Annotated in this window: 23 protein-coding genes; 4 read left to right on the forward strand and 19 right to left on the reverse strand. The window is 70.1% G+C overall.

The genetic code is table 11. The features are described 5' to 3' along the window. Positions 1-198: 198 nt before the first annotated feature. The 17 genes from J7I97_RS36680 to pgsA form a co-directional block, all read right to left on the reverse strand. Complete coding sequence (locus tag J7I97_RS36680; protein ID WP_214944348.1) at positions 199-756, reverse strand: adenine phosphoribosyltransferase; 558 nt, start codon at positions 754-756, stop codon at positions 199-201. Then, complete coding sequence (gene secF, locus J7I97_RS36685; RefSeq protein WP_214944350.1) at positions 753-1,811, reverse strand: protein translocase subunit SecF; 1,059 nt, start codon at positions 1,809-1,811, stop codon at positions 753-755. Before secF ends, J7I97_RS36680 begins: the two co-directional genes overlap by 4 nt. 3 nt (positions 1,812-1,814) lie before the next feature. Further along, positions 1,815-3,611 (reverse strand): protein translocase subunit SecD, encoded by a 1,797-nt coding sequence (secD, locus tag J7I97_RS36690; protein WP_214944353.1) that lies wholly within the window; start codon positions 3,609-3,611, stop codon positions 1,815-1,817. Between the two features lie 155 nt (positions 3,612-3,766). After that, a complete protein-coding gene (gene yajC / locus J7I97_RS36695) occupies positions 3,767-4,258 on the reverse strand; it encodes a preprotein translocase subunit YajC (protein ID WP_214944355.1) in 492 nt (163 codons plus the stop codon). A 163-nt stretch (positions 4,259-4,421) separates the two neighbouring features. After that, positions 4,422-5,480 carry a Holliday junction branch migration DNA helicase RuvB gene (gene ruvB, locus J7I97_RS36700; RefSeq protein WP_214944357.1) on the reverse strand — a complete coding sequence of 353 codons (1,059 nt, stop codon included), beginning with the start codon at positions 5,478-5,480 and terminating at the stop codon, positions 4,422-4,424. Between the two features lie 329 nt (positions 5,481-5,809). After that, on the reverse strand, positions 5,810-6,442 hold the full coding sequence (ruvA, locus tag J7I97_RS36705; protein WP_214944359.1) for a Holliday junction branch migration protein RuvA: 633 nt from the start codon (positions 6,440-6,442) through the stop codon (positions 5,810-5,812). Continuing rightward, positions 6,439-6,969 carry a crossover junction endodeoxyribonuclease RuvC gene (gene ruvC, locus J7I97_RS36710; RefSeq protein WP_214944361.1) on the reverse strand — a complete coding sequence of 177 codons (531 nt, stop codon included), beginning with the start codon at positions 6,967-6,969 and terminating at the stop codon, positions 6,439-6,441. The genes ruvA and ruvC overlap by 4 nt, the downstream gene beginning before the upstream one ends. Before the next feature lie 194 nt (positions 6,970-7,163). After that, the gene (locus J7I97_RS36715; RefSeq protein ID WP_214944363.1) at positions 7,164-7,916 is read right to left on the reverse strand and encodes a YebC/PmpR family DNA-binding transcriptional regulator; all 753 of its coding nucleotides are present in this window, start codon (positions 7,914-7,916) and stop codon (positions 7,164-7,166) included. A gap of 57 nt (positions 7,917-7,973) precedes the next feature. Next, positions 7,974-8,567 carry a pyridoxal 5'-phosphate synthase glutaminase subunit PdxT gene (gene pdxT, locus J7I97_RS36720; protein ID WP_214944365.1) on the reverse strand — a complete coding sequence of 198 codons (594 nt, stop codon included), beginning with the start codon at positions 8,565-8,567 and terminating at the stop codon, positions 7,974-7,976. A gap of 6 nt (positions 8,568-8,573) precedes the next feature. Next, the gene (pdxS, locus tag J7I97_RS36725) at positions 8,574-9,491 is read right to left on the reverse strand and encodes a pyridoxal 5'-phosphate synthase lyase subunit PdxS (RefSeq protein ID WP_214944367.1); all 918 of its coding nucleotides are present in this window, start codon (positions 9,489-9,491) and stop codon (positions 8,574-8,576) included. A 211-nt stretch (positions 9,492-9,702) separates the two neighbouring features. Next, the gene (locus tag J7I97_RS36730) at positions 9,703-10,242 is read right to left on the reverse strand and encodes a hypothetical protein (RefSeq protein ID WP_214944369.1); all 540 of its coding nucleotides are present in this window, start codon (positions 10,240-10,242) and stop codon (positions 9,703-9,705) included. Positions 10,243-10,391: 149 nt separating this feature from the next. Then, complete coding sequence (locus J7I97_RS36735; RefSeq protein ID WP_308363220.1) at positions 10,392-11,465, reverse strand: aminoglycoside phosphotransferase family protein; 1,074 nt, start codon at positions 11,463-11,465, stop codon at positions 10,392-10,394. Then, entirely contained in the window at positions 11,396-12,388 is a 993-nt protein-coding gene (locus J7I97_RS36740; RefSeq protein WP_214944373.1) for a phosphotransferase family protein, read from the reverse strand. The genes J7I97_RS36735 and J7I97_RS36740 overlap by 70 nt, the downstream gene beginning before the upstream one ends. Beyond that, positions 12,385-14,898 (reverse strand): hypothetical protein, encoded by a 2,514-nt coding sequence (locus J7I97_RS36745; protein ID WP_214944375.1) that lies wholly within the window; start codon positions 14,896-14,898, stop codon positions 12,385-12,387. The genes J7I97_RS36740 and J7I97_RS36745 overlap by 4 nt, the downstream gene beginning before the upstream one ends. Before the next feature lie 170 nt (positions 14,899-15,068). Beyond that, positions 15,069-16,238, reverse strand: a complete 1,170-nt coding sequence (locus tag J7I97_RS36750; RefSeq protein WP_214944377.1) for a glycosyltransferase family 4 protein — start codon at positions 16,236-16,238, stop codon at positions 15,069-15,071. After that, positions 16,235-17,140: a phosphatidylinositol mannoside acyltransferase gene (locus J7I97_RS36755; RefSeq protein ID WP_214944379.1), complete on the reverse strand. Its 906-nt coding sequence runs from the start codon at positions 17,138-17,140 to the stop codon at positions 16,235-16,237. Before J7I97_RS36755 ends, J7I97_RS36750 begins: the two co-directional genes overlap by 4 nt. Continuing rightward, positions 17,140-17,805, reverse strand: a complete 666-nt coding sequence (gene pgsA / locus J7I97_RS36760) for a phosphatidylinositol phosphate synthase (protein ID WP_214944381.1) — start codon at positions 17,803-17,805, stop codon at positions 17,140-17,142. The genes J7I97_RS36755 and pgsA overlap by 1 nt, the downstream gene beginning before the upstream one ends. 282 nt (positions 17,806-18,087) lie before the next feature. Here pgsA and J7I97_RS36765 point away from each other — a divergent pair, with 282 nt between their 5' ends. From J7I97_RS36765 to J7I97_RS36775, 3 genes are all read left to right on the forward strand, one after another. Continuing rightward, positions 18,088-20,346, forward strand: a complete 2,259-nt coding sequence (locus tag J7I97_RS36765) for an elongation factor G-like protein EF-G2 (protein WP_214944383.1) — start codon at positions 18,088-18,090, stop codon at positions 20,344-20,346. Positions 20,347-20,576: 230 nt separating this feature from the next. Continuing rightward, complete coding sequence (locus J7I97_RS36770; RefSeq protein WP_214944386.1) at positions 20,577-22,253, forward strand: hypothetical protein; 1,677 nt, start codon at positions 20,577-20,579, stop codon at positions 22,251-22,253. A gap of 22 nt (positions 22,254-22,275) precedes the next feature. Next, entirely contained in the window at positions 22,276-22,677 is a 402-nt protein-coding gene (locus tag J7I97_RS36775) for a DUF1992 domain-containing protein (RefSeq protein ID WP_214944387.1), read from the forward strand. Between the two features lie 89 nt (positions 22,678-22,766). Here the strand turns inward: J7I97_RS36775 and J7I97_RS36780 are convergent, their stop codons facing one another. Beyond that, the gene (locus J7I97_RS36780; RefSeq protein ID WP_214944389.1) at positions 22,767-23,327 is read right to left on the reverse strand and encodes an HIT domain-containing protein; all 561 of its coding nucleotides are present in this window, start codon (positions 23,325-23,327) and stop codon (positions 22,767-22,769) included. A gap of 67 nt (positions 23,328-23,394) precedes the next feature. On the opposite strand from J7I97_RS36780, the gene J7I97_RS36785 reads away from it, so the two are divergent. After that, a complete protein-coding gene (locus tag J7I97_RS36785; protein ID WP_214944391.1) occupies positions 23,395-24,084 on the forward strand; it encodes a potassium channel family protein in 690 nt (229 codons plus the stop codon). A 13-nt stretch (positions 24,085-24,097) separates the two neighbouring features. Here J7I97_RS36785 and thrS read toward each other — a convergent pair whose 3' ends face one another. Then, positions 24,098-26,077, reverse strand: a complete 1,980-nt coding sequence (gene thrS / locus J7I97_RS36790) for a threonine--tRNA ligase (RefSeq protein WP_214944393.1) — start codon at positions 26,075-26,077, stop codon at positions 24,098-24,100. Positions 26,078-26,084: the final 7 nt, after the last annotated feature.

Here is a 26,084-nt window from a genome sequence, read left to right on the forward strand (position 1 = left end):
GGGGCCGGCACGGGGGCCCGGAGCCGCGCAACGGCGCCGCACCCGGCACGGGGGTCCGGGGCAGTGCCCCGGGAAACGGAGAAAGGGCGGGGCGGGGAGAAGACCCCCGGCTACGCCGAAGCGGCGGGCACCCGGGAGATCCCAGGTACCCGCCGCCTCGCAGAGCATTGGCAGAGCATTCGCAGAGCCAGACCGTCGTCAGACCACGATCAGCGCGTCCAGCGGGGCCCCCGCAAGGGCCCCGTCCAACCGCCCCCGCCCGGCCAGGAACGACAGTTCCATCAGCACCGCGACCCCGGCGACCTCCGCCCCCGCCCGCCGGATCAGCGAAAGCGAGGCCTCCGCCGTACCGCCGGTGGCCAGCACGTCGTCGATGACCATGACCCGGTCACCCGCCGACAGATCCTCCGCGTGGACCTCGATCTCCGCGGTGCCGTATTCCAGGTCGTAGGACTGCGCCAGCGTCGCCCCCGGCAGCTTCCCCGCCTTCCGCACCGGCACGAACCCGATGCCCGCCCGCACGGCCACCGGAGCCGCGAGGATGAACCCCCGCGCCTCCAGCCCGACGATCTTCGTCGCGCCGTACCGCCCGGCCAGATCCACCAGCGCGTCCGTCAGCGCCCCGAACGCCTTCGGGTCCGCCAGCAGCGGGGTGATGTCCTTGAACATCACCCCCGGCTTCGGGTAGTCCGGGACGTCCTTGATCCGGCTGGCCAGCAGCTCGCGGACCTCGGGCGAAAGCGCGGTCCCGGTCACCGGCGCCGCCGCCCCTGGCCGCCCTGCGCCACGACCTGCGGCGTGTCCTCGGCCTCGGAGCCGTCGTCCGCGGACTCGCCCTTCGCCGCCGCGGACGCCCGCTTCGCGAGCACCCGCTTCTTCAGCGCCTTCATCGCCGGCTCGCGCTCCTTCAGGTCCACGACCAGCGGGGTCGCGATGAAGATCGAGGAGTACGCACCGGCCGCCAGGCCGACGAACAGCGACAGCGAGATGTCGTTCAGCATGCCCGCGCCCAGGAAGCCGCCGCCGATGAACAGCAGGGCCGCGACCGGGAGCAGCGCCACGACCGTGGTGTTGATCGAGCGGACCAGGGTGCCGTTGATGCTGCGGTTGGCGACCTCGCTGAAGGTGTAGCGGGTCTGCTTGGTGATGTCCTTCGACCCCTCCTTGAGACCGTCGAAGACGACGACGGTGTCGTAGAGGGAGTAACCGAGGATCGTCAGCAGACCGATCACGGTGCCCGGCGTGACCTCGAAGCCGACCAGCGCGTACACGCCGACGGTGATCGTGAGGTCGTGGATCAGCGCGATCAGCGCGGCGACCGCCATACGCCATTCGAAGGCGATGGCGAGGTAGATCACCACGAGGACCATGAAGACGCCGAGGCCGGTCCAGGCCTTGTTCGCGATCTGCTCACCCCAGCTGGGGCCGACCAGGTCCGCGTTGATGGCCCCCGCCTCGACCTTGAGGTCGGAGGCGAGCTGCTTCTTCACATCGGCCGCGGAGTCCGTGTCCAGACCCGAGATCTGGATGCGCAGCCCGCCGGTGCCGAGCTCTTGGACGATCGCGTCGTGGCCCGAGGCCTTCTCCGCGTCCTCGGTCGCCTTGGCGACGGAGACGGCCGTCTTCGGGGTGGTGAAGACGGCACCGCCCTTGAACTCGATGCCCATGTTGAGGCCCTGAACGGCCAGGGCCACGACCGCCGTGATGGTGATCAGGATGGAAACGCCGTACCAGACGAAACGCTTGCCGACGAAGTCGTAGCCGACATCACCGCGGTACAGCTTGGCGCCGAGATCTCCCAGCTTCGACATCTCTCACGCCTCCTTTGCGTCGACGGGAGCGGAGACGGGACCGGTGCGGCGGGACCGGCGCAGCGGCGGCTTGGCGCCGAGCCGCTTCGGGTCCAGCCCGGACCACGGATGGCCGCTGGAGAAGAACTTCGTACGGGCCAGCAGCGTCATGACCGGCTTCGTGAAGAGGAACACCACGACCACGTCGAGCAGGGTCGTCAGACCCAGGGTGAAGGCGAAGCCCTGCACCTTGCCGACGGTCACGATGAACAGCACCGCGGCCGCGAGGAACGACACGAAGTCGGAGACCAGGATGGTGCGCCGGGCACGCGGCCAGGCACGCTCCACGGCGGGTCGCAGGGTGCGGCCCTCGCGGATCTCGTCGCGGATGCGTTCGAAGTACACGATGAACGAGTCCGCGGTGATACCGATGGCGACGATCGCACCGCAGACGGCCGGCAGGTTCAGCGCGAAGCCGATGCCCTTACCGAGCAGCGCCATGATCGTGTACGTGAGGATCGCGGACACCAGGAGCGAGACGATCGCGATGAACGCCAGGCCCCGGTAGTACATCAGCAGGTAGATCACGACGAGGACGAGGCCGATCGCACCGGCGATCAGGCCGGCCTTCAGCTGCTCGCCGCCGAGCGCGGCGGTGACGGTCGTGACACTGTCCTCGCTGAAGGAGAGCGGCAGGGCGCCGTACGAGAGCATGTTGCCCAGGTCCTGCGCGGACTGCTGGGTGAAGCCGCCGGAGATCTGCGCGTTGCCGCCGGTCAGCGCCTGGCTCACGGACGGGTCGGAGACCACGTCGCCGTCGAGCACGATCGCGAACTGGTTCTGCGGCGACTGCTTGGCGGCCAGCTCGCCGGTGACCTTGGCGAACTTGTCGGCGCCCTTGTCGGTGAACTGCATCGTGACGATCCACTGACCGGACTGCGGGTCGATGATGCCCTTGGCGTTGTCCACGTCCTGGCCGTTGACACCGGCCGGGCCGAGCAGCCACTTGTACCAGGTGTCACCGCGCTTGCCACAGGCCAGCGTGGGGGCCTCGGGCTTGACGCCCTTGCCCGCGGAGGCGCGCTGCGTCTCGTTGCTGCAGTCCAGGGCGATGAACTTCGCCTGGAGGTCGGCGACCGCGGGGTCGGCCGACGGGGTCGCCGACGGAGACGGGGCCTTGGTGTCGTCTGCCTTCTTCGACTCGCTCGCCGACGGCGAGGGAGAGGGGGCGCCCGGGGCCTTGAGGGCCTCACTGAGAGCGCGGCCCTGGGAAGTGGCGCTGGACGACGGGGTGGGCGCACCGCTGGGCTTCTTGCCGTCCTGGGCCTTGGGGGCACCGGAACCGCTCGACGACGGGCTCGGAGACCCGCTCGGAGACCCGCTGGGCGTGGTCTCGGGGGCGATCGGGGCGCCCTCCGTGACGGCCAGGACAGGGCGGAAGTAGAGCTGGGCGGTGGTACCGACCTGCTCGCGCGCCTGCTGCTCGTTCATCCCCTTGGGGATGTTCACGATGATGTGGTCGCGGCCCTGCGTCTGGACCTCGGCCTCGGTCACGCCGAGACCGTTGACACGGCGCTCGATGATGCCGACCGCCGTGTTCATGTTGGTCTCGTTGATCGCGTCCGGCTTGCCGGGCTCGCTCTTGGCCTTGAGCGTGATGCTCGTACCGCCCGCGAGGTCGATGCCGAGGCGGGGGGTCGTCTGCTTCGTGAGGAACATCCCCGCGGTGAGCGCCACCATCGCGATCAGGATGATGGCCAGGGCGCGCCCCGGCCTCCCCTGAGCCCCCGTGGGCCGCCGGCCCTTCTTCGGTGCTGCCACCTTGTCGTATCTCCCTGTCCAACCGTCCCGCGCCGGGTCAGCGCGCGGACGGCCAAGAAATGTGTGGTGGGGACCCCTGCCCCCCGCAGAAACGGGTCACTGACAGGGACCGCGGCGGCCGCCGGTCAGGCGCCACCGCGGTCCCGGCCCGAGTGCTACTTGGTGCCGGCCTCGCCGTCGGCCTTGCCGTCCTTCGGCTCGTCGTCCTTCGGCTCGTCCTTCTTGCCCAGGTCGAGCTTCGGGGCCTCGGCCTCGGCCTCGTCCTTCGAAAGGTCTGCCTTCGGGGCCTCGGCGTCAGCCTCGGCCTCGGTCAGCGAGGAGGCGTCGTCCGGGACGACCGGCGTGTCGTCGGTCAGGTCCTCGTGGATGCCGTGGACGATGCGGTTGTACTCCGCGTCCTCGAGGACGGCGCCGATGGCGTTCTTCGCGAAGACCGCGTGGACGCCGGGGGCCACTTCGAGAGTGACCGTGTCGTCACCGATTTCCTTCACCGTGGCGTACATGCCGCCGATGGTGCGGACTCCGGTGCCGGCCGTCATGTGGTCGCGCATCTGCGCGGCCGCCTGCTGCTTCTTCTTCGCGGAGCGGGTCATCAGGAACATCGCCCCGATGAGCACGATGAACGGGAGGAGGAATGAGAGATTCACGGGACGCAGGTCCTTCGCACGACCGCACGGGAGACGGCCTTTTCTACGGGGGTGGGCACGCCGACCCGAAGGGTCGGCATCGGCGGAGTCTAGGCGAGTCCGCACCGATGGAACAACGCCCAGCATGGCACCGCAGTTCCTGACCGGTCGAACCTCCGCGCCGTCAGGCCCCGAACAGGCCCTGTTGTCCGCTTGATCCACTCCCGCCCTGCTGGGGCGGCACAAGCCCCAGGTGGGCCCATGCGGCAGGCGTCGCCACCCGGCCCCGGGGGGTACGCGCGAGCAGCCCCTCCCGTACCAGGAACGGCTCGGCCACTTCCTCTACGGTCTCCCGCTCCTCCCCCACCGCCACGGCGAGGGTGGACAGCCCGACGGGCCCGCCGCCGAACAGCTTGAGCAGGGCCTCCAGCACGGCCCGGTCCAGCCGGTCGAGCCCGCGCGCGTCCACCTCGTAAACCTGGAGGGCGGTGCCGGCCACCTCACGGGTGATCACGCCGTCGGCCCTGACCTGAGCGTAGTCGCGGACGCGGCGCAGGAGCCGGTTGGCGATACGGGGGGTGCCGCGGGAGCGTCCGGCGATCTCGGCGGCGCCGGCGGTGTCGATCTCCACGTCGAGGAGACGGGCGGAGCGGTGGATGACGCGCTCCAGCTCCTCGGGGGCGTAGAACTCCATGTGCCCGGTAAATCCGAACCGGTCGCGGAGCGGCGGCGGGAGCAGACCGGCCCGTGTCGTGGCCCCGACCAGGGTGAAGGGCGGAAGCTCCAGCGGAATGGCGGTCGCCCCCGGCCCCTTCCCGACGATCACGTCAACCCGGAAGTCCTCCATGGCCATGTACAGCATCTCCTCGGCGGGCCGGGACATGCGGTGGATCTCGTCGAGGAAGAGGACCTCGCCCTCCTGGAGGGAGGAGAGGATCGCGGCGAGGTCGCCGGCGTGCTGGATGGCGGGGCCGGAGGTGATCCGGATGGGCGCGCCCATCTCGGCGGCGATGATCATGGAGAGGGTGGTCTTCCCCAGGCCCGGGGCCCCGGACAGCAGCACGTGGTCGGCGGTGGCACCGCGCTGACGGGCCGCCTTCAGGACGAGGTCCAGCTGCTGGCGGACCTTCTCCTGACCGACGAACTCGCCGAGGTCCTTGGGTCGCAGGGCCGCCTCGACGGCGGTGTCCTCGCCGTCCGCTGCCGGCGCGACAATGCGGTCGCTCTCGTCGTCCCAGTTCACGGTGTCAGTCTGCCTTCTCGATTCCTACGGTTGTCATCACACCGCCCCCGACGCCCCGGCGGGCCTCCGCCCCGGCCGCCTCCGCCCCGGCCGCCGTTCGTCTGCGGCACCGCTGCCGGGCTCCGCCCCGGACCCCGCGCCTCAAAACGCCGGCGAGGCTGGATACGTCCTCCGCACGGGCCGGATGGCGCGGAGCGCCGAGGCGCGGGGACCGGGGCGGAGCCCCAGGGTCTCTCAGCCCGTCCGGCGTTTGAGGACCGGGGTCCGGGCTGCATCCGGAGACGGAGAAACCGGGGGGAGAGAGGCCGCCCCGCGCAGCGGCAGCAAGATCAGCGGGCGCGGTTCAGGGACTGAAGGGCGGCGCGCAGCAGCTGCGGAACCGGAGCCGAACCGCCGGCGGCAATGGCCGCCTCGGCCTGCGGAGTCACCGCCGACACCGCCTCATCCGCATCCCGTGCCGCATACCCCAGCCCCACCAGCGCCGCAGCGAGCTGCTCACTCCACGGCGCGGGCCCGGACGCCGCGGCCCGCTGAGCCCCGACCAGACCACTCGACCCCAGCGGCGCGCCCAGCTTGTCCTTCAGCTCCAGCAGCAGCTTCTGCGCGCCCTTCTTGCCGATGCCGGGAACGGCCATCAGGGACTTCTCGTCCCCCGTCGAGACGGCCAGCCGCAGCGCGTCCGGGCTGTGCACCCCCAGCATCGCCTGCGCCAGCCTCGGCCCGACCCCGCTCGCGGTCTGCAGCAGCTCGAAGACCTGCCGCTCATCGTCGTCCGCGAAGCCGTACAGCGTCAGCGAGTCCTCCCGTACGACCAGCGAGGTGGCCAGCCGCGCCGTTTCGCCCATCCGCAGGCCGGCGATGGTGTTCGGCGTGCACTGCACGGCCATGCCCACTCCCCCGACCTCGATCACGGCCAGGGTGGGGGCGAGCGCGGCGACCGGGCCGCTCACGAAGGCGATCATCGGGTACGGCCTTTCGAGGCGTGCAGGGAGACCGCCTGCTGGAGGCGGTTCTGGGCGGGGGTCCGCCAGATGTGGCAGATGGCCAGGGCGAGCGCGTCGGCGGCGTCGGCCGGCTTCGGCGGTGCGTCCAGCCGGAGCAGCCGGGTCACCATGGCGCCGACCTGGGCCTTGTCGGCCCGGCCGCTGCCGGTGACGGCGGCCTTGACCTCACTCGGGGTGTGCAGGGCGACCGGTATGCCGCGCCGGGCGGCGCACAGCATGGCGACGGCACTCGCCTGGGCGGTGCCCATCACGGTGCTGACGTTGTGCTGGCTGAACACCCGCTCGACCGCGACGACTTCGGGCCGGTGGGTGTCGAGCCATTCCTCGATGCCCTGCTCGATGGCGACGAGCCGCTGCCCCAACTCGGCGTCCGCGGGCGTCCGTACGACCCCCACCCCGAGCATGCTCAGGGGCCGCCCGGCGACACCCTCGATGACGCCGACACCGCACCGCGTCAGCCCCGGGTCCACACCGAGAACACGCACACCATCCCCCCTGCCTTCGATCGTCTGTCCTTGTCCGTGCAGGTTATCCGGCCCCACTGACAAGGCAGCGGGCCGACAGGGTGTGTCCTGTCGGCCCGCCGAGTACAGCAACCATCAATTGAGCGACCGCGACGGCGAGCAGCCACCTCCGCGAGAGCGGCGGCGGCTTAGCCGCAAAGGGGGGTGAACGCCGGTCAGGCGTCGACCTTCTCCATGACCTCGTCCGAGACGTCGAAGTTGGCGAAGACGTTCTGCACGTCGTCGCTGTCCTCCAGCGCGTCGATCAGCTTGAAGATCTTGCGCGCGCCCTCTTCGTCCAGCTCGACCTGCATGGAGGGGACGAAGCTGGCCTCGGCCGAGTCGTAGTCGATTCCGGCGTCCTGGAGCGCGGTACGGACCACGACCAGGTCGGTGGCCTCGCTGATGATCTCGAAGGTGTCGCCGTTGTCGTTGACCTCTTCGGCCCCGGCCTCGAGCACCGCGCCGAGCACGTCGTCCTCGGACAGTTCGCCCTTGGGAAGGATGATGACGCCCTTGCGGTTGAACAGGTACGAGACCGAGCCCGGGTCGGCCATCGAACCGCCGTTGCGGGTCATGGCGACCCGTACGTCGGACGCGGCACGGTTGCGGTTGTCGGTGAGGCACTCGATGAGCACCGCGACACCGTTCGGACCGTAGCCCTCGTACATGATCGTCTCGTAGTCGGCGCCGCCGGCCTCAAGGCCACCGCCGCGCTTGACCGCGGAATCGATGTTCTTGTTGGGGACCGAGCTCTTCTTGGCCTTCTGAACGGCGTCGAAGAGCGTCGGGTTGCCGTCGATGTCGGCACCGCCCATACGGGCCGCGACCTCGATGTTCTTGATCAGCTTCGCGAAGAGCTTGCCGCGCTTGGCATCGATCACGGCCTTCTTGTGCTTCGTCGTAGCCCATTTAGAGTGGCCGGACATCCGCCTGTCTCCTTCGCGTAACCAACAGTGTTCATCTCAGATCCTACCGGGACCTGATTAGAGCCCGGCGCGCACCATGTCGACGAAGTACGCGTGGACTCGGTCGTCGCCGGTCAGTTCGGGGTGGAACGAGGTGGCGAGCACGTTGCCCTGGCGCACGGCGACCGTGTGGCCCTCGTACGTGGCGAGCACCTCGGCGGCGGCGCCGACGGACTCGACCCAGGGGGCGCGGATGAAGACGCCCTCGACCGGGCCGCCGTCTATGCCGGCGAACTCGATCTTCGCTTCGAAGGACTCGTTCTGGCGACCGAAGGCGTTGCGACGGACGATCATGTCGACGCCGCCGAGCGTCTCCTGATCCTCACGGCCGTCGAGCAGCTTGTCGGCGAGCATGATCATGCCGGCGCAGGTGCCGTAGACCGGCATCCCGGCCCGCACGCGCTCGCGCAGCGGCTCCAGCATGCCGAACAGGACGGCGAGCTTCGACATGGTCGTGGACTCGCCGCCGGGAATCACCAGGGCGTCGACCTCGGCGAGCTCCTCGGGACGCCGGACCGGCCTGGCCACGGCGTCAGCCGCGGCCAGGGCGATCAGGTGCTCCCGTACATCGCCCTGGAGAGCCAGGACACCGATCACGGGGGTGTTCGTCATATCGGACTACCAGCCGCGGTTGGCGTAGCGCTCGGCCTCGGGGAGGGTGTCGCAGTTGATGCCGACCATGGCCTCGCCCAGGTTGCGGGAGGCATCCGCGATGATCTTCGGGTCGTCGTAGAAGGTGGTGGCCTTCACGATGGCGGCGGCGCGCTTGGCCGGGTCGCCCGACTTGAAGATGCCGGAGCCGACGAAGACACCCTCGGCGCCGAGCTGGCGCATCAGGGCGGCGTCGGCCGGGGTGGCGACGCCACCGGCGGAGAACAGCACGACCGGGAGCTTGCCGAGCTCGGCAACTTCCTTGACGAGCTCGTACGGGGCGCGCAGCTCCTTGGCGGCGGCGTACAGCTCGTTGTTGTCGTAGCCGCGCAGGCGGGCGATCTCGTTCTTGATCTGGCGCAGGTGGCGGACGGCCTCGACGACGTTGCCGGTGCCGGCCTCACCCTTGGAGCGGATCATGGCCGCACCCTCGGCGATGCGGCGCAGGGCCTCGCCCAGGTTGGTGGCGCCACAGACGAAGGGGGTGGTGAACGCCCACTTGTCGGAGTGGTTGACCTCGTCGGCCGGGGTCAGGACCTCGGACTCGTCGATGTAGTCGACACCGAGCGACTGAAGGACCTGGGCCTCGACGAAGTGGCCGATGCGCGACTTCGCCATGACCGGGATGGACACGGCCTCGATGATCTCTTCGATCATGTTCGGGTCGGACATACGGGCGACCCCGCCGTCCTTGCGGATGTCCGCGGGGACCCGCTCGAGGGCCATGACGGCGACGGCGCCGGCGTCCTCGGCGATCTTCGCCTGCTCGGCGTTGACCACGTCCATGATCACGCCGCCCTTGAGCTGCTCGGCCATGCCGCGCTTGACGCGGGAGGTGCCGATCGCGGACTCAGTGGACTGCGGGGTGGAGGGAAGCGTGCTCACGGAATGACCTCACTCGAAGGAAGACGCTGCTGCGGTTGTACTTGGCTGCGGTTGTACTTGGCCGAGGAAACCGTCCCCGACCAGTCCACTGCAAGGGCCAATGCGGAGCCGGTGGCTCCTTCCAACTTGGCCGATAGGTACAAGTCGGCGGCCGAGGCATGATCGGCAAGGCCTGCCCATCCCCGATCCACCGATCCCCGATCCTCGATCCCTAGGGACGGTCGGCGAGGTCCGCCGGGGGTTCGTCGTCCATCTCGAAGGCGAGCGGGAACGGCGCGTGTCCCGCCAGTCTGAACCAGCGGACCTTGCGGTGCCTGCGCAGCGCGCGGGCGGCCCGGACGGCGTCGTTGTGGAACCTCCGGGCCATCGGCACCCGGCGCACGGCCGCCGCCAGCTCCTCGGCCGCCTCCTCGCCCCCCGGGGCCGCCTTCAGCGCCTCGACCTGGTCGGCGTCGGCGAACACCGCCCGCAGCGCCTGGCTGAGCTCGCTCTCGGCGACCTCACGGTGCTCCTCCTCGGCCTGGCGCGCGGCGTGCGCGGCCTCGTACAGGACGATCGAGGAGGCGGGGTCGAGCACCCCGGAGGTGGCCACCTCCAGCGCCACGGAGGCCCGCCGCACCAACTGCGCGTCGAGCGCGGCACGCGCGGCGTCCATCCGCGAGTGCAGCCGGTCGAGCCGGCCGGCGGTCCAACTGAGGTAGACGCCGACGACGCCGAGCGCCAGGGCAATCCAGACAAGGGTTTCGATCACGGGCGGCGACTCTACCGCCGACCGCGCTCCTCACACCGCCCGGCCCCGGGGCCTCCCGGCCTTCACCCTGCGGCGGACTGCCCGGCATCAGGCGGCCGCCTCAGGCCTCAGGCCTCAGACCTCAGACCTCAGACCTCAGACCTCAGACCTCAGACCACCCAGCGATCCACCGCCGCCTCGATGTCCCGAAGCGCAGGAACGGGAGACGCCCCAGGGCCCCAGTGCGGCTGGGCTGCGGCGATCTTGTCTGCCAGTTCCCGCGAGAGCGTCCGTCGTTCACCCGCATCCTCTGACTCGGCGATGCGCCGTCCCCAGCGGACCGCATCGACGACTGCGGACTTCACCGCCTCGTAGGCGAGGTAGTAGTCGAGACCGGGCCGCCATCCTTCTCGGCACTCGTCCGGCGCCACCCGTTCCCATCCTTCGGCGACCCTGCGCCGCTCGGCCGGTGTGTACGACATTTTGTGGAGGTGATCGGCGAGGTCGTACACGGGGTCCCCCCACAACGCGAGTTCCCAGTCGAGGAACGCGACGTGGCCCTCGCCGCTGAGGATCATGTTCTTGCGGTGGATGTCCGCGTGCAGCAGCCTGAAGCGCCTTCGGGCCATCCCGCGTGCCCGGGCCCGGAGCGCGCCGCACGGATCGTCCGGAATGGTGAGCGCCTCGTACAGCCGGCCGACTCCTGCGTCGCCCCTGTGCCGGATCTCGTGCACGAACCCGAGCAGGCGCTCGGCGAATCCGCCGGTGTCCCCGTCATGCGGCCAGCCCCGGGGGATGGCAGGCAGGGCTGCAACCGGCACCCTCAGTAGGTCGCCGAAGAACCCTTCGACGGCCTTGAGCACGGCCTCGGGCAGGGGCTTGCCGTCGGGAACAAGTTCGTCGACCCTCCGGCCCGCCACGAACTCGTGGATCTGGAAGTCGGGGTCCGCTCCTGCGTAGATCAGCCGTGGGGCCGAAGGCACATAGGGGCCGATCGCCTCCAGTACCTCGGACTCCCCCCAGAGAGTCAGGTCCATGGCCTCCGACGCACCTTCACGCATACGAACGATGACCGGGCCCGTGTCAGCCTGCACTCGGACGTTTCGGTTGTAGTGCCCCGCGAGGGCCGTGCCCCGCAGGCGGGCTTCTTCGTACAGGGCGACAGCATCCACGGCTATCCCTTCCACCAGGGGGCGAGTGTCACGGCCACACGTTCGGGAGTCAGGTCGGGAGGCGATCCCCACACCCGGAGCGCGGCGTTCACCTTCTTCGCCAGTCGCCCGATGAGGAATTCCCGCTCCGGTCGCGCGGCGGCCGCGAGCTGCTTCGAGTAGCGGACGGTGTCCACGATCGCCGACTTGATCCGCTCGTGCGCCATGTACAGGTCGAGGTCGTCGAGCGGCCCGGTCGTGAACTGCGCCGGCAGCCTCTCCCGCCATTGACGGAACACGTCGGCCCGTTGATCCTCCGGATAGTCCATCTTGTGGAAGTGGATCCCGATCTCGTACATCGGGTCCCCCCACAACGCGAGCTCCCAGTCGAGGAACCAAGTGGCGTCATCGGTCACGATCATGTTCTTGCGATGGAGATCGGCATGGAGCAGGGCGAACGGCCGAGGCGTGAGCGTGTCCCACAGCGGTTCGATCACCGCCAGGGGATCTGCTGGGATGCCGAGCTCGGAGAAAGCCTCGCGGTACTCGTCCACGTACGTCGAATGAACCTGGTGCGTGAGGCCCGCCAGCAGACGCCCGAAGCCCCCACTGTCACCGTAGGCCGGCCAGTGGGCCGGCAGTTCCGGGGCCTTCTCCTGCGGGATCCGCACCAGCTGGTCCATGAGCGTGACCACATCGGCCAAGACGTTCGCGGGAACGGAACTGCCCCGCGGGGAAAAACTGTCGAGGACCCGGCCCTCGATGAAGTGGTGGACCTGGAATCGGGGTTCATCGCAGACATGCCGCAGCTCCGGCACCCGGCCCACGTACGGGCGGATGCAGGCGAGGACCTGCTCCTCACGCCAGAGCCGCAGGTCCATGGTGTCGGCGGCCGCCAAGGGGATGCGTACGTTGACCTTGCCGCCAGCCGTCAGCAGGCCGACGTTGCGGTTGTAGTACCCGGCGGCCGCGTCGCTCGCTTCGAATGCGCGACCGTACAGCTCCAACCACGTCACGAGGCCACCTCGATGAACATCGACAGGACGTCTTCCGTACGCTGGTCCAGGTCCTCTGCGGCGCCGAGCGGCCGCAGGGCCGGACGGGCCCGTTCCGCCACTGCGTCGAGCTCCGGATCGGCCAGGCCGACCAGCTCGGCCGCCCGGTGGATGGCCAGGATCAGCGAAGGATAGACTTGGCAGATCTCGAACTCGCGGGCCGCGTGCCGCAGCAGCTCCCGTGTCGCCTCCCTCTCGCCGCGCTTGAGGAGCAGGAACGCCCGGAACATGTCGGCCCTGGCCCGGCCGGAGCGGTAACCGGCCCGGTCGAGTGCGGCATTGGCGTTTCGGAATGACAGCTCCGCCCGGTCCAGCTGCCCCAGCCGGATCTGCGCGATGCCCATGGCGGTGTACGCCTTCCCGATCTCGTGCTGGGCGCCCAGGTCCCGCTGGATCTCCAGGGCCGCGCCCGCCTCCGCGACGGCCGCCTCGGGGTCGGTGAACGCCCACAGTTCGGCCCGGTTGGTGCGGATGTTGGCCAGTCCGATGACCGCGTCCACGGCACCGTAATCCTCCTCCGCCTGCGTCAACAGGTCCTCGGCCCGGCGGAAGTCCATCAGGAACCGGTGGCCGAGGTGCATGAGGCGTTTGAGGTCGCCCTGGATGGCCCGTTCCTCGGGCGAGCAGATCCCGTGGACCTCCTCGGCCAGTGCGAACGCCCCTTCGAAGTCGCCCTGCCACATCCTGATGTCCGCGACGCACAGCCCCGCGGAGGTTCTGGCCTCGCCGTCGTGGCCCTCCCAGACCTGTTCGAAGATCCTCGCGGCCAGGCTGCTCTCCCCCGCGATCCTCCGCGCGTTCGCCGCGGCCAGTGCCAGCCGGGCCGAGACCACCGACCGGACCGGCGCGTCGAGTACCGGCGTCAGCGCGATCGCAGCGCCCGCGTCTCCCAGCTCCAGCCTGGACTCGGCTTCCAGGCAGTCGGCGGCGTCCCGGATACCGCCGAGCGCGACGGCATCCGCATCCGCCCGCACGTCCTCGGCCCGCGCGGCCAGATGGTCCCTGAGGTCCTTGACCATCCCGTCGACCGCCTGCCGGCTGCTCATGCCGATGGCGTGGTCTGCGTACTTCAGGATCCGCTCGGGCGACAGGTTCTCCGCCTGCAGCCCGTGGTAGACAGCCTCTCGCCAGGGTGACGAACGGGCGACTCCCGCACTCTGCGCCCCCCGTTCCATCCGGTCCGCGAGACCCTCCCAGTGCTCCCGCAGGACGGCGTGCACGTGGCGCTTCACCGCGGGCGAGAGGTGGCGCTGCAGAGCGGCGACCATCAGCTGGTGAAGCCGGTACCAGCCTTCCTGGGCCAGTGGATACGCGAAGGAGTAGGCGGTCAGCGACTCCCAGGTCAGCAGGTTCGTGGGGAGGTCGAAGTTCCGGCCGATGGCCCGAAAGACCTCCAGGTCGAAGGTGCGCGCGGCGCTGAGCAGCTCGAGGATCCTGACCTCGTCGGGCGCCACGTGCTGGAGGAACCGCTGGACGATCTCCTCGGACGTCCCCGGGTCCTCGGTCCGCGCGGGGTTCTGCAAGTGAGTGTCCACGGCAAGGTGCAGGTAGAAGGGAACCCCCGCGCTGGCCTCGGCGATCGTCCGCTGCTGCGGGATCTCCGTGATCCCCGCCTGCGCCAGCAGGTCGAGCCTGGCCGCCATAGGCAGGCCGCCGACCCACGCCTTGCGGATCACCGAGTCCCAGTCCTTGTCGTACGCCGCCCAGGGCAGGGCCTCCCGGCTCGCGAGGACGGTCAGGCCGCCGTGCAGCTGGCCCAGCAGGTCCCGTACCCACGCATCGGAGGCGAAGCTGCGTCCGCCCGGCAGCGGCGTGGGCACCAGAGCCTCGTAGGCGTCCACGTACAGGACGTACGGCTGCTCCTCGAACGACTGCCGCATCTCCTCGGCGAAGAGGTAGATGACCGCGTGACCGAGGTCGGCGTTGGAGAGGCCGTCGAGCTCCTGGAGGGTCGGGTCCGACTCGATGCGCTGGCGGCGCTGGCGGTTGGCCATCGCCCGCCCGGTGAGCCGTACGAGTCCGGCCGCCGTACCGAAGACGGGCAGGCCCATGGCGTCGTCGAGGATCTTCGACAGCACCTCGCTCTCCTCGGCGAAGGGCGTATTCTTCCGGTTCATCTGCAGCTGGGGGTGGACCCGCTGCCACAGGACCGCGTACGCGATGTCGAAGCGGTCGAACTTCACGCCCTGCGCGCCGAATTCCGTCCGGAGCACGGCCAGGGCGTCCTCCTGCTGCCGCAGCGTCGGCAGCTGCAGGTCAAGCCGGGCGGTGCGGTAACCCTCGGGGGTGCGGTTGCGCAGCTCTTGGAGCAGGCGCGACTTCCCGATCCCCCCGACACCGACGATGTTGAGCACGCGCGGCCGCTCGGAGATCCCCTGCAGTTCCTCGTCATAGACGTTCAGCAGTCCCTCACGGTTGAAGAACTGCCTCTGTAAGGCGGAAACCCGTCGATAGCGCGGCCTGATGGACATGGCGACTCCCCCCGAAACCCAGCACGGTACGAAGGCGAGATTACCCACACCGCCGGGCCGGTCACGCGCCGAATATCGACCACGAACAGCCTTGCGCAGCACAGCAGTTCACCGGAGAGAGCCGGAAGCCGGGCCGCTGGTCGCGCGAGCTTGCCCGTCGGCCCCCGCCGTCAGGCCGACGAGTCGCGGGAGAGGCCCAGGCGGGTGCGGAGCGATACCCGCTCGTCCGTGGCCACGGCGGCCGCGCCGTCCGTGACGGTTTCGTAGACCGCCAGGATGTCCGCGCCGACCGTCGACCAGTCGAAGCGGCGTACGTGGGCGGAGCCGCGGGCGCTCAGTTCCGCGCGGCGGGCCGGGTCGCCCAGGAGCGCGATCGCGGCCGTCGCGAGGGAGGCGGGGTCCTCGTTCGTGAAGAGGTCGCCCGCGCCGCCCTGGTCCAGGACCTGGGCGAAGGCGTCCAGGTCGGAGGCGAGTACCGCCGCACCCGCCGACAGGGCCTCGACCAGGATGATCCCGAAGCTCTCGCCGCCCGTGTTGGGGGCGACGTACACGTCCACGCTGCGCAGCAGTCGCGCCTTGTCCGCGTCCGAGACCATGCCGAGGAATTCGACACGGGAGCGGAGCGCGGGCGGGAGGGAGGCCACCGCCTCCTCCTCGTCACCGCGGCCCGCCACCAGCAGGCGTACGTCCGGGCAGGCCTCCACGATCTTCGGGAAGGCGGCCATCAGCACCGGCAGGCCCTTGCGCGGCTCGTCGATCCGGCCGATGAAGCCGAGGGTCTGGCCGCCCCACTCTTCCTTCGGCGACGCGGACGCGAAGAAGTCGACGTCGACGCCGTTGGGGATCACCACCGCGTCGCCGCCGAGGTGCTCGACCAGCGTGCGCCGGGCGTACTCGCTCACCGCGATCCGCGCGCTGATCTTCTCCAGCGCCGGCTGGAGGATCGGGTACGCGGCGATCATCGCCCGCGACCGCGGGTTCGAGGTGTGGAAGGTGGCGACGATCGGCCCCTGCGCCGCCCAGCAGGACAGCAGCCCCAGCGAGGGCGAGGCCGGCTCGTGGATGTGGATCACGTCGAAGGTGCCGTCGTGCAGCCAGCGCCGCACCCGGGCAGCGGAGAGGAAGCCGAAGTTGAGGCGGGCCACCGACCCGTTGTAGGGCACCGGCACCGCCCGCCCCGCCGAGACCACGTACGGGGGCAGCGGGGTCTCGTCGTCCGCCGGGGCCAGTACGGACACCTCGTGTCCGAGGCGGATCAAGTGCTCCGCGAGGTCCCGGATGTGGAACTGGACCCCGCCCGGCACGTCCCAGGAGTACGGGCATACGATGCCGATCTTCACGAGGAGCGCTCCTCCAGGTCGTCCAGCCACAGCCGCTGCAACATGTGCCAGTCCTCCGGGTGCTCGGCGATGCCCAGCGCGAAGGCGTCGGCCACCGCCTGGGTCATGGCGGCCGTCTTCTCGATCCGGGTCCCCTTCTGCGGCACGGGCACCTCGGGGTGGATCCGGCCGTACAACTTCGGGGAGTCCCCGTAGTACAGGGTGACCGGGAGCAACACCGCGCCCGTCTGCTGCGCCAGCAGGGCCGGCCCTGCGGGCATCCGCGCCGCCGAGCCGAAGAAGTCCACCAGGACCCCGGAGGCCGACAGGTCCCGGTCGGCGACCAGGCAGATCAGGCCGCCTGAGCGGAGCCTGCGGGCGAGGGTGCCGAAGGCGGCGCCGCCGTTGTGCGGCAGGACCTCCATGCCCAGGCTCTCCCGGTAGGCCACGAAGCGGTCGTAGAGGCTCTCCGGCTTGAGGCGCTCCGCGACCGTGGTGAACGGGACGCCGACATGGCCGGTGACCCAGGCCCCGGCGAGGTCCCAGTTGGCCAGGTGCGGCAGTGCGGCGATGACGCCACGCCCGGAGGCGATGGCCTCGCGCAGGATGTGCTCGTCCTTGATCTCGACCTCGGTGCCGAACCGTTTCGGGTCCATCGCCGGCAGGCGGAAGGATTCCATCCAGTAGCGCATGTACGAACGCATGCCCGCCTTGGACAGCTCGCGCAGCCGCTCGGGCGTCGCGTCCGGCACCACCCGGGCAAGGTTCGACTCCAGCCGCAGCACGCTCTTGCCGCGCCGCTTCCACGCGAAGTCCGCGATCCGGCGCCCGAGCGCCACCGCCGCCGGCTCCGGCAGCTTCTTGACCCCGGCCCAGCCGAGCCCGTACAGCCCGTCGACCAGCTTGTCCTGCACCGTGCCCATCAGGCGGCGCCGCCCTCGGCGACAGCCGCGGCAGCGTCGGCCTCGGCCGCCTCACGGCGTACGGTGACCACCCTCTGGATCAGCGTGACCAGCGAGCCCACCGCCACGATCCACAGCGCGACCGGCAGCAGCACCCCGATCCACGACGGCACCCCGAAAGTCTGCAGCCCGGACAGACCGGCCGCGACCAGCGAGATCACCAGCCGCTCGGCCCGCTCGATGAGCCCGTTGACGGCCACCGGCAGCCCGATCGATTCGCCGCGCGCCTTGGTGTACGAGACCACCTGGCCGCTGGCCAGGCAGAAGATCGCCACCGCGCACAGCACGTTGTCGTTCCCGGAACCCGCGTACCAGAGCGCGAGCCCACCGAAGATCGCCGCGTCCGCGACCCGGTCGAGCGTCGAGTCCAGGAACGCGCCCCACCGGCTGGAGACGCCGGCCTGGCGGGCCATGTTCCCGTCCACCAGGTCGGAGAACACGAAGAGGGTGATGATGATCGTGCCCCAGAAGAACTCTCCCCGGGGGAAGAAAACCAGCGCTCCGGCCACCACTCCGGCCGTTCCGATCAGCGTGACCGCGTCCGGGCTCACCCCCCGCCGGAGCAGAAATGCGGCGAATGGCGTGAGAACACGCGTGAAGAATGCACGCGCGTACTTGTTCAGCATGGCCTTCCCGGAGGGTCGCTGGGCCGCACGGCCCCATCGGCCACCGGCTGGCCCATCGTAGCCAGCGCCTCGCACCCCCGGCGCCGCGCACCCACCGGTTCGCGCCAGACAGCCGCCGCGCCATGCCCGCTTCACACTCCGGACAGCGCCCCGTACGACGTATGGACGGAGTGTGACGGCAGTGCAAAGCTCGAAGGACCCCGTTCTTCCGCTTCTCCGCGAAGGACATCCTCCTCTTCCGCAGCACCCTCCTCACCGTCACAACCGGGAGGCACGAGCATCATGGGAGCCACCTCACACCAAGCCGGGGCCGCCGGCAGGGCACTGACGGCCGACCGCCCCTCCTCCGTACGGAATGTCGTGCTGGTCGGCCACAGCGGAGCCGGTAAGACCACGCTGGTCGAAGCCCTGGCCCTGACCGCGGGAGCGGTCAACCGGGCCGGCCGGGTCGAGGACGGCGGGACCGTCTCCGACTACGACGAGATCGAACAGCGCCGCCAACGCTCCATCCAGCTGTCCCTCGTCCCCGTCGAATGGGGCGGAATCAAGATCAACATCCTGGACGCCCCCGGATACGCCGACTTCGTCGGAGAGCTCAGGGCCGGTCTGCGCGCCGCGGACGCGGCCCTTTTCGTCGTCTCCGCCTCGGACGGCATCGACGGCGCCACCCGCATGCTCTGGGACGAGTGCGAGGCCGTCGGCATGCCCCGCGCCATCGTCGTCACCCATTTGGAGGCAGCCCGCTCCGACTACGCCCAGATGACCACCGTCTGCGGCGAGATATTCGGCGCCGAGGACCCCGACGCCGTCATCCCGCTCTACCTGCCCCTGCAAGGGCCGCCCGGGCCCGACGGGCACTCCCCCGTCGCCGGCCTCCTCGGCCTGCTGTCCCAGCGCGTCTACGACTACACCTCCGGGGAACGCGTCGAGCGCAACCCGGACCCCGCCGAGCTGGCCCTCATCGCCGACGCCCGCTCCCGCCTGATCGAGGGGATCATCGCCGAGAGCGAGGACGAGAGCCTCATGGACCGCTACCTCGGCGGCGAGGACATCGACGTCAAGACCCTCGTGGACGACCTGGAGCGCGCCGTGGCCCGCGGCACCTTCCACCCCGTCCTGATGGCCGCCCCGGCCCCCGACGGCGGCCGCCAGGGGCTCGGCACCGTGGAACTCCTCGAACTGATCACCGGCGGCTTCCCCACCCCCCTGGAGCGCCCCGCCCTCACCGTCACCACCCCCGACGGCGCCGCCCGCCCCGCCGTCACCTGCGACCCCGCCGGGCCCCTGGTCGCCGAGGTCGTCAAGACCTCCTCCGACCCCTACGTCGGCCGCGTCTCCCTCGTCCGCGTCTTCTCCGGCACCCTGCACCCCGAGGAAACCGTCCACGTCAGCGGCCACGGCCTGGCGGACCACGGCCGGAGCCAGAGCCCGGGGCGCGGCCAGGGCCCGGACCAGGACCAGGACCAGAGCCTGGACGAGCGCCCCCTCCACGAGGCGGACGAGCGGATCGGCACCCTCACCTCCCCCTTCGGCAAACAGCAGCGCACCCTCACCCAGTGCATCGCCGGCGACCTCGCCTGCGTGGCCAAACTCACCCGCGCCGAGACCGGCGACACCCTCTCCGCCAAGGGCACGCCCCTCCTCATGGAGCCCTGGCCGATGCCCGACCCGCTGCTCCCCCTCGCCATCGAGGCCCACAGCAAGGCCGACGAGGACAAGCTCTCCCAGGGCCTGGCCCGCCTCGTCGCCGAGGACCCGACCATGCGGCTGGAGCAGAACCCGCACACCCACCAGGTCGTCCTGTGGTGCCTCGGCGAGGCCCACCAGGACGTCGCCCTCGAACGGCTGCGCACCCGGTACGGGGTGCAGGTCGACGCCGTCCCTCACAAGGTCAGCCTGCGGGAGACCTTCGGCGCCAAGGCCGCCGGCCGCGGCCGCCACGTCAAACAGTCCGGCGGCCACGGCCAGTTCGCCATCTGCGAGATCGAGGTGGAACCCCTCCCGCCCGGCAGCGGCGTCGAGTTCGTCGACAAGGTCGTCGGCGGCTCCGTACCCCGGCAGTTCATCCCGTCCGTGGAGAAGGGCGTACGGGCGCAGGCCGCCCGCGGGGTCGCGGCCGGCTACCCGCTGGTGGACGTACGCATCACCCTGCTCGACGGCAAATCGCACTCGGTGGACTCCTCCGACGCCGCCTTCCAGACCGCCGGCGCCCTGGCCCTGCGCGAAGCCGCCGCCGAGGCCCACATCCACCTCCTGGAACCGGTCGCCGAGCTCGACGTACTCGTCCCGGACGAGTACGTCGGCCCCGTCATGAGCGACCTCGCCGGCCGCCGCGGCCGCGTCGTCGGCACCGATCAGGCCGACCACGGCCGCACCCGGGTGCGCGCCGAGATCCCCGAGATCGAGATCGGCCGGTACGCGGTCGAGCTGCGCTCCGTATCGCACGGCACGGGCCGCTTCAGCCGGAGCTATGCCCGCCATGAGCCGATGCCCCCGCAGTTGGCGGACAAGATTCGCGAACAGGCTGAGAAGGGAACGTAGTTGACATAGCACCAGGGCTGCCGCCCGCCCAACCTGGTTGCGGTGGGCGGTATTTCCCTGTCCCATGACCATGGGGCAAGCTGCGCGGATAGGCTCTTCGGCGCGGCGAGAAGCATGGCGGTGCAAGACCGACAAAAGCAGCACCAGCCGGACCAGCCTGACCAACAGCACCAGCAGGACCAGCAGGACCAGCACCACAACAGCACAGACGCACAGCGATGGGGGCAGCGGTGGCGGACGACGGATTCGACTTCAGGCCCGGGGCGCAGATTCCACTCCAGGGGACGGGCGGTCAGACCGCCGCGACCAACGCCCTGGCGTCGGCCGCGTACCGCGACGGCGCGAAGGACACCGCTCTGTCGCTCATACTCGGCGCCGACAGCGAGCACCACAAGTCGACGGTCAAACCCGGCAAGGTCTCCCTCTTCGAACCCAACCTCGGCGAGGCCTTCTGCCGTGCCGTCGAGGCCCGCACCCTCGGCTCCGCCCGCAAACCGCTCATCCAGTCCTTCGGCGCCGACCCGCAGACCGTCGTCGAGCACTGCCTGGCCGCCTCCCGCATCCGCAAGGAGCGCGACCGCAAGCTGCGCCTGATCATGCTGGTCTGCGGCGTGGTCTTCCTTCCGGGTCTGCTGCTGTGGCTGGGCCTGTTCCAGCTCCGCAAGACCCTGTCCGCCAAGGAGGGCAAGCGCGCCTCGTGGACGGGCACCGCGATCCTCGTCGGCATCGCCCTGGTGGTGACCGTACTGATGTTCCGGCTGCCGTTCACCGGCTTCCTCGGCCTCTACCTGCGGGCCATGATCATCGCCCCGGCCCTGGGCTGGTTCCTCGCCCGCCGGATCTGCGGGGCCACCGCGGCCGACATGCGCTCCCGCTGGGACGGGCTGCTGGCGGGGGGCGGCGTCGTCGCCGCCAAGATCCCGGAGGCGGTGCCCGGCAACCCCGACGAGAAGGCCCGCGAGGACCTGCGCCGCTCACTGGCCAAGCTCACCGCCGAGAACCGCAGCAACTCCGTCTTCTACGCCGGCCCCAAGGGCGTACTCGGTATGGGCACCCGCTGGGGCAGCTGGCAGATGGCCGAGGAGCTGGTCCCCAAGGCCGAGGGGGAGGGCGCCGAGATCCACCCCTTCCGCAGCTGGGACGTCATACGCGCGATCGACACCCAGCTCCGCAAGCTGGAGCGCGGCCCCCTGCACACCGGCGGCTTCCCGACCGCCTCGATCCAGCACTGGATCGTCACCCCGATCGGCGAAGGCGCCACGGAAGTGGCCCGCCCGAGCGGCGAGGACGTCGACACCTTCCTCGTCAAACCGCACGAGATCACCCGTATCTGCAACGAGCAGCAGTTCAGCGCCGGCGACCGGCACTACCTCGGCATCCAGTACCCGCTGTGGGACGGCCAGCTCGTGATCACGATGATGGTGACGGTCACCGTGCTCTACAAGACCCTGCGGGTGGACGTGACGGCCCACGCGCTCGGCCCGGTGAACGGGCTGTTCACCACGAAGTCCAAGCCTCCGACGGTCGAGGTCCCCAAGTCGATCCGCTTCTGGGAGACCGTGGAGCGCCCGCTTCCGCTGGTCGACGCGGCGGAGGTGGTACGCCTCGCCGTCCGCGCCCCGCTGACCTGGTACCCGCCGGTCCTCGACTTCCTCGGCGGCAAGCTGGTCCTGCCGGAGCCGTTCGGGCTGCGCCACGTCTGGGCCGGCTCGATGTGGCGCCACCGCTTCATGGCGGACGACGCCCTGCGCACGGTCGCCCCGGTCCTGCGAGCGGTCCACAACGCCGCGTTCAAGGTCCTCGAGGAGAACGGCTGCGACACCGAGCGTTTCACGAACCGCTCCTCGATCATGAGCGGCATCATCCAGGAGCCCGCGCCGCGCAAGGCGGACGTGTACGACGCGTAGGCTGAAATCCGGAGGAGTGACCGTGACCGAGCGCAAACCGCCTGGTATCAGCGTCGAATCGTGGGTGGACCGGCAGATCAGAGAGGCCGCCGAGCGCGGCGACTTCGAGAACCTGCCGGGCTGGGGCAAGCCGCTGGCCTCGCTCGACGCGCCCTACGACGAGCTGTGGTGGGTCAAGGACAAGATGCACCGCGAGGGGTTCTCCTCCCTGCCCCCGGCCCTCGCCCTGCGCAAGGAGGCCGAGGACGCACTGGAGGCGGCCCGCGCGGCCCGCTCCGAGCGCCAGGTCCGCGCCGTCCTCACGGAGATCAACGAGAAGATCCGCGCGGCCCTGCGCATGCCCCCGCCGGGGCCTCCCCTCAACCTCACCGAATTCGACGTCGACGAGGTTCTGGCGGCCTGGCGGGAGAGCCGCACACCGTAGGTCTCGTGGGCACCGTAGGTCTTGTGGAACGCGAAAGCCGCCCCGGTGGACAGCGCCGGGGCGGCTTTCGCGTGCGGGGCGGGCGGCGGTCAGTCGACCGGCCAGGCGTCGGCGAGCATCTGGCGCGTCTCCGCGAGGAGCTGCGGCAGCACCTTGGTGTGCCCCACGACCGGCATGAAGTTCGTGTCCCCGCCCCAGCGCGGCACGATGTGCTGGTGCAGGTGCGCGGCGATACCGGCCCCGGCGGCCGTGCCCTGGTTCATACCGATGTTGAAACCGTGCGCTCCGGACGCCTTGCGCAGCGCGACCATGGCCCGCTTGGTGAGGTCCGCGAGCTCCGCCGTCTCCAGGGCGTCGAGCTCCGTGTAATCGGCGACGTGCCGGTACGGGACGACCATGAGGTGGCCACCGTTGTACGGGTAGAGGTTCAGCACGGCATAGACGTGCCGGCCCCGGGCCACGACCAGTCCGTCCTGGTCGGACATCTCCGGAATCCCGCAGAAGGGACAGCCGTCCCCGGCCTCCGGGCCGGTCGGCTTGTTCTCCCCCTGGATGTAGGCCATCCGGTGGGGCGTCCAAAGACGCTGGAACGCGTCCTGCGTGCCCACACCGATCTGCTGCTCCGGCTGAGTCGTCATGGGAAGCAGCATATGACCTTGCCCCCGCTGGGCGTGTCGCCGGGGCGAAGACGGGCATTGGCACCGCGATGCTGGGCGCATGCGCGACGAAGCAGAGACCCGTGATCAAGTGTGGGAGCGGCGGACCGAGCTGCCGCTCTTCTTCGCCTCCCTGCTCTTCATCGCCGGGTACGCGGTCCGCGTCCTCGTCCACGAGGGCCACGAGCTCTGGCGGGACCTCGCGAGCATCGTGGTGCTGCTGACCTGGCTGTGCTTCGTGCTGGACTACGTGGTGCGCCTGGTCCTGAGCAGGACAGGGCCGCTGCGCTTCGTACGCCGCCACTGGCTGGACACCCTGGTGGTTCTCATGCCGACGCTGCGGCCACTGCGCATGGTCAAGGTCCACGACGCGTTCCAGGCCAGGAGGGACCGGCCGCGCCGCAGCCTGTACCCGCGCGTGATCACGTACGCCGGACTCTCCGCGGTGCTGCTCGGCTTCTCCGGAGCACTCGGCCTCTACCACAACGAGCGGCAGGACCCGGCCTCCCCGATCCACACGTTCTGGGACTCGGTGTGGTGCGTGTGCCAGACGCTGACGACGGTCGGCTACGGCGACGTGACCCCGGTGACCCCGGTGGGGCGGCTGATCGCGATCGCTCTGATGATCTTCGGCATGGCCCTGCTCGGGGCGGTGACGGGCTCCTTCTCGTCCTGGCTGATCCAGGTCTTCCGCCGGGAGGACGAAGAGGGGCCCCCGGAGGACGGACGTTCCCCGGGGGCCCCTCTGTGACGTGCTACGCCGCTCAGACCTGGACGCGGTCCGCGACGACCTTGGCCAGCTTGGCCAGCGCCTCGTCCTTGGCGATGCCGTTCTCCTGCGAACCGTCGCGGTAGCGGAAGGAGACGGTGCCCGCGGCCATGTCCTCGTCACCGACGATGATCATGAACGGGACCTTGAGCTTCTGGTGGTTGCGGATCTTCTTCTGCATCCGGTCGGAGGAGGCGTCCACCTCGACCCGCAGACCCTTCTTCTTCGCCTCGGCGGCGAACTCCTGCAGGTACTCGACGTGCCCGTCGCCGATCGGGATGCCGACCGCCTGGACCGGGGCCAGCCACGGCGGCATGGCGCCCGCGTAGTGCTCCAGCAGCACGGCGAAGAACCGCTCGATGGAACCGAACAGCGCTCGGTGGATCATGACCGGGCGCTGGCGCGAGCCGTCGGGGCCGGTGTACTCCAGGTTGAAGCGCTCCGGCAGGTTGAAGTCGAGCTGCACGGTCGACATCTGCCAGGTACGGCCGATCGCGTCCCGGCACTGGACCGAGATCTTCGGGCCGTAGAACGCGGCGCCGCCCGGGTCCGGGACCAGGGGCAGGCCCTGCTTCTCGGCGACCTGGCGCAGGGTCTCGGTGGCCTCTTCCCAGATCTCGTCCGAGCCGACGAACTTCTCCGGGTCCTTGGTCGACAGCTCCAGGTAGAAGTCGGTCAGACCGTAGTCGCGGAGCAGGTTCAGCACGAAGGTCAGGGTGCGGTCGAGCTCCTCCGCCATCTGCTCCTTGGTGCAGTAGATGTGCGCGTCGTCCTGGGTGAAGCCGCGCGAGCGGGTCAGGCCGTGCACGACGCCCGACTTCTCGTACCGGTACACGGTGCCGAACTCGAAGAGGCGCAGCGGCAGTTCACGGTACGAGCGGCCGCGCGCGTCGAAGATCAGGTTGTGCATCGGGCAGTTCATGGGCTTGAGGTAGTAGTCGGTACCACCGTCGAGCTGCATGGGGGGGTACATGCCCTCCGCGTACCAGTCCAGGTGCCCGCTCTTCTCGAAGAGGGTGCCCTTGGTGGCGTGCGGGGTGTAGACGAACTCGTAGCCCTCTTCCTCGTGCCGCTTGCGCGAGTAGTCCTCCATGGTGCGGCGGATGACGCCACCGCGCGGGTGGAAGACGGCCAGGCCGGAGCCGATCTCGTCCTGTACGGAGAACAGGTCGAGCTCGGTGCCGAGCTTGCGGTGGTCGCGCTTCTCGGCCTCCGCGAGGAAGTCGAGGTGGGCCTTCAGCTCGTCCTTCGACGGCCAGGCGGTGCCGTAGATGCGCTGGAGCATCGGGTTCTTCTCGCTGCCGCGCCAGTAGGCGGCCGCGTTGCGCATCAGCTTGAACGCCGGGATGTTCCGGGTGGTCGGCAGGTGCGGGCCACGGCAGAGGTCCGACCAGCACAGGTCGCCGGTCTTGGCGTCGAGGTTGTCGTAGATGGTCAGCTCGCCGCCGCCCACCTCGACGTTCGCGCCGTCGTCCGAGGTCGCGGCCGAGCCCTTGAGGCCGATGAGCTCCAGCTTGTACGGCTCGTTCGCGAGCTCCTCGCGGGCGGCCTCGTCGGTGACCACGCGGCGCGAGAAGCGCTGGCCGCGCTTCTGGATCTCCTGCATCTTCTTCTCGATGGCCTTGAGGTCATCGGGGGTGAAGGGCTTCGCGACGTCGAAGTCGTAGTAGAAGCCGTCCCGGACCGGCGGGCCGATGCCCAGCTTGGCCTCGGGGAAGAGCTCCTGCACGGCCTGCGCCATCACGTGTGCGGTCGAGTGGCGCAGGATGTTGAGGCCGTCCTCGGAGGAGATCTCCACCGGCTCGACGGTCTCGCCGTCCTTCACTTCGTAGGCGAGGTCCTTGAGCTCGCCCGCGACGCGCGCGGCGACGATGGTGCGCTCGCCGGCGAACAGCTCGGCCGCCGTAGTGCCCGTGGCCACCACGCGCTCGTCCCGCTCGGAATCGCGTTGGATGATCACACGGACGTCTGACACCGGTCTC

This window comes from Streptomyces sp. ISL-87 (assembly GCF_018614095.1).
GTDB lineage: Bacteria > Actinomycetota > Actinomycetes > Streptomycetales > Streptomycetaceae > Streptomyces.

Bases quoted from the DNA above. Each gene is read 5' to 3' on its own strand.
- ruvA (WP_214944359.1), bottom strand. From the start codon at position 6,442: ATGATCGCCTTCGTGAGCGGCCCGGTCGCCGCGCTCGCCCCCACCCTG.
- secF (WP_214944350.1), bottom strand. From the start codon at position 1,811: ATGTCGAAGCTGGGAGATCTCGGCGCCAAGCTGTACCGCGGTGATGTC.
- J7I97_RS36780 (WP_214944389.1), bottom strand. From the start codon at position 23,327: ATGCTGCTTCCCATGACGACTCAGCCGGAGCAGCAGATCGGTGTGGGC.
- J7I97_RS36755 (WP_214944379.1), bottom strand. From the start codon at position 17,140: ATGGGCACGGTGCAGGACAAGCTGGTCGACGGGCTGTACGGGCTCGGC.
- J7I97_RS36785 (WP_214944391.1), top strand. From the start codon at position 23,395: ATGCGCGACGAAGCAGAGACCCGTGATCAAGTGTGGGAGCGGCGGACC.
- pdxT (WP_214944365.1), bottom strand. From the start codon at position 8,567: ATGACGAACACCCCCGTGATCGGTGTCCTGGCTCTCCAGGGCGATGTA.
- J7I97_RS36745 (WP_214944375.1), bottom strand. From the start codon at position 14,898: ATGTCCATCAGGCCGCGCTATCGACGGGTTTCCGCCTTACAGAGGCAG.
- J7I97_RS36765 (WP_214944383.1), top strand. From the start codon at position 18,088: ATGGGAGCCACCTCACACCAAGCCGGGGCCGCCGGCAGGGCACTGACG.
- J7I97_RS36715 (WP_214944363.1), bottom strand. From the start codon at position 7,916: ATGTCCGGCCACTCTAAATGGGCTACGACGAAGCACAAGAAGGCCGTG.
- pgsA (WP_214944381.1), bottom strand. From the start codon at position 17,805: ATGCTGAACAAGTACGCGCGTGCATTCTTCACGCGTGTTCTCACGCCA.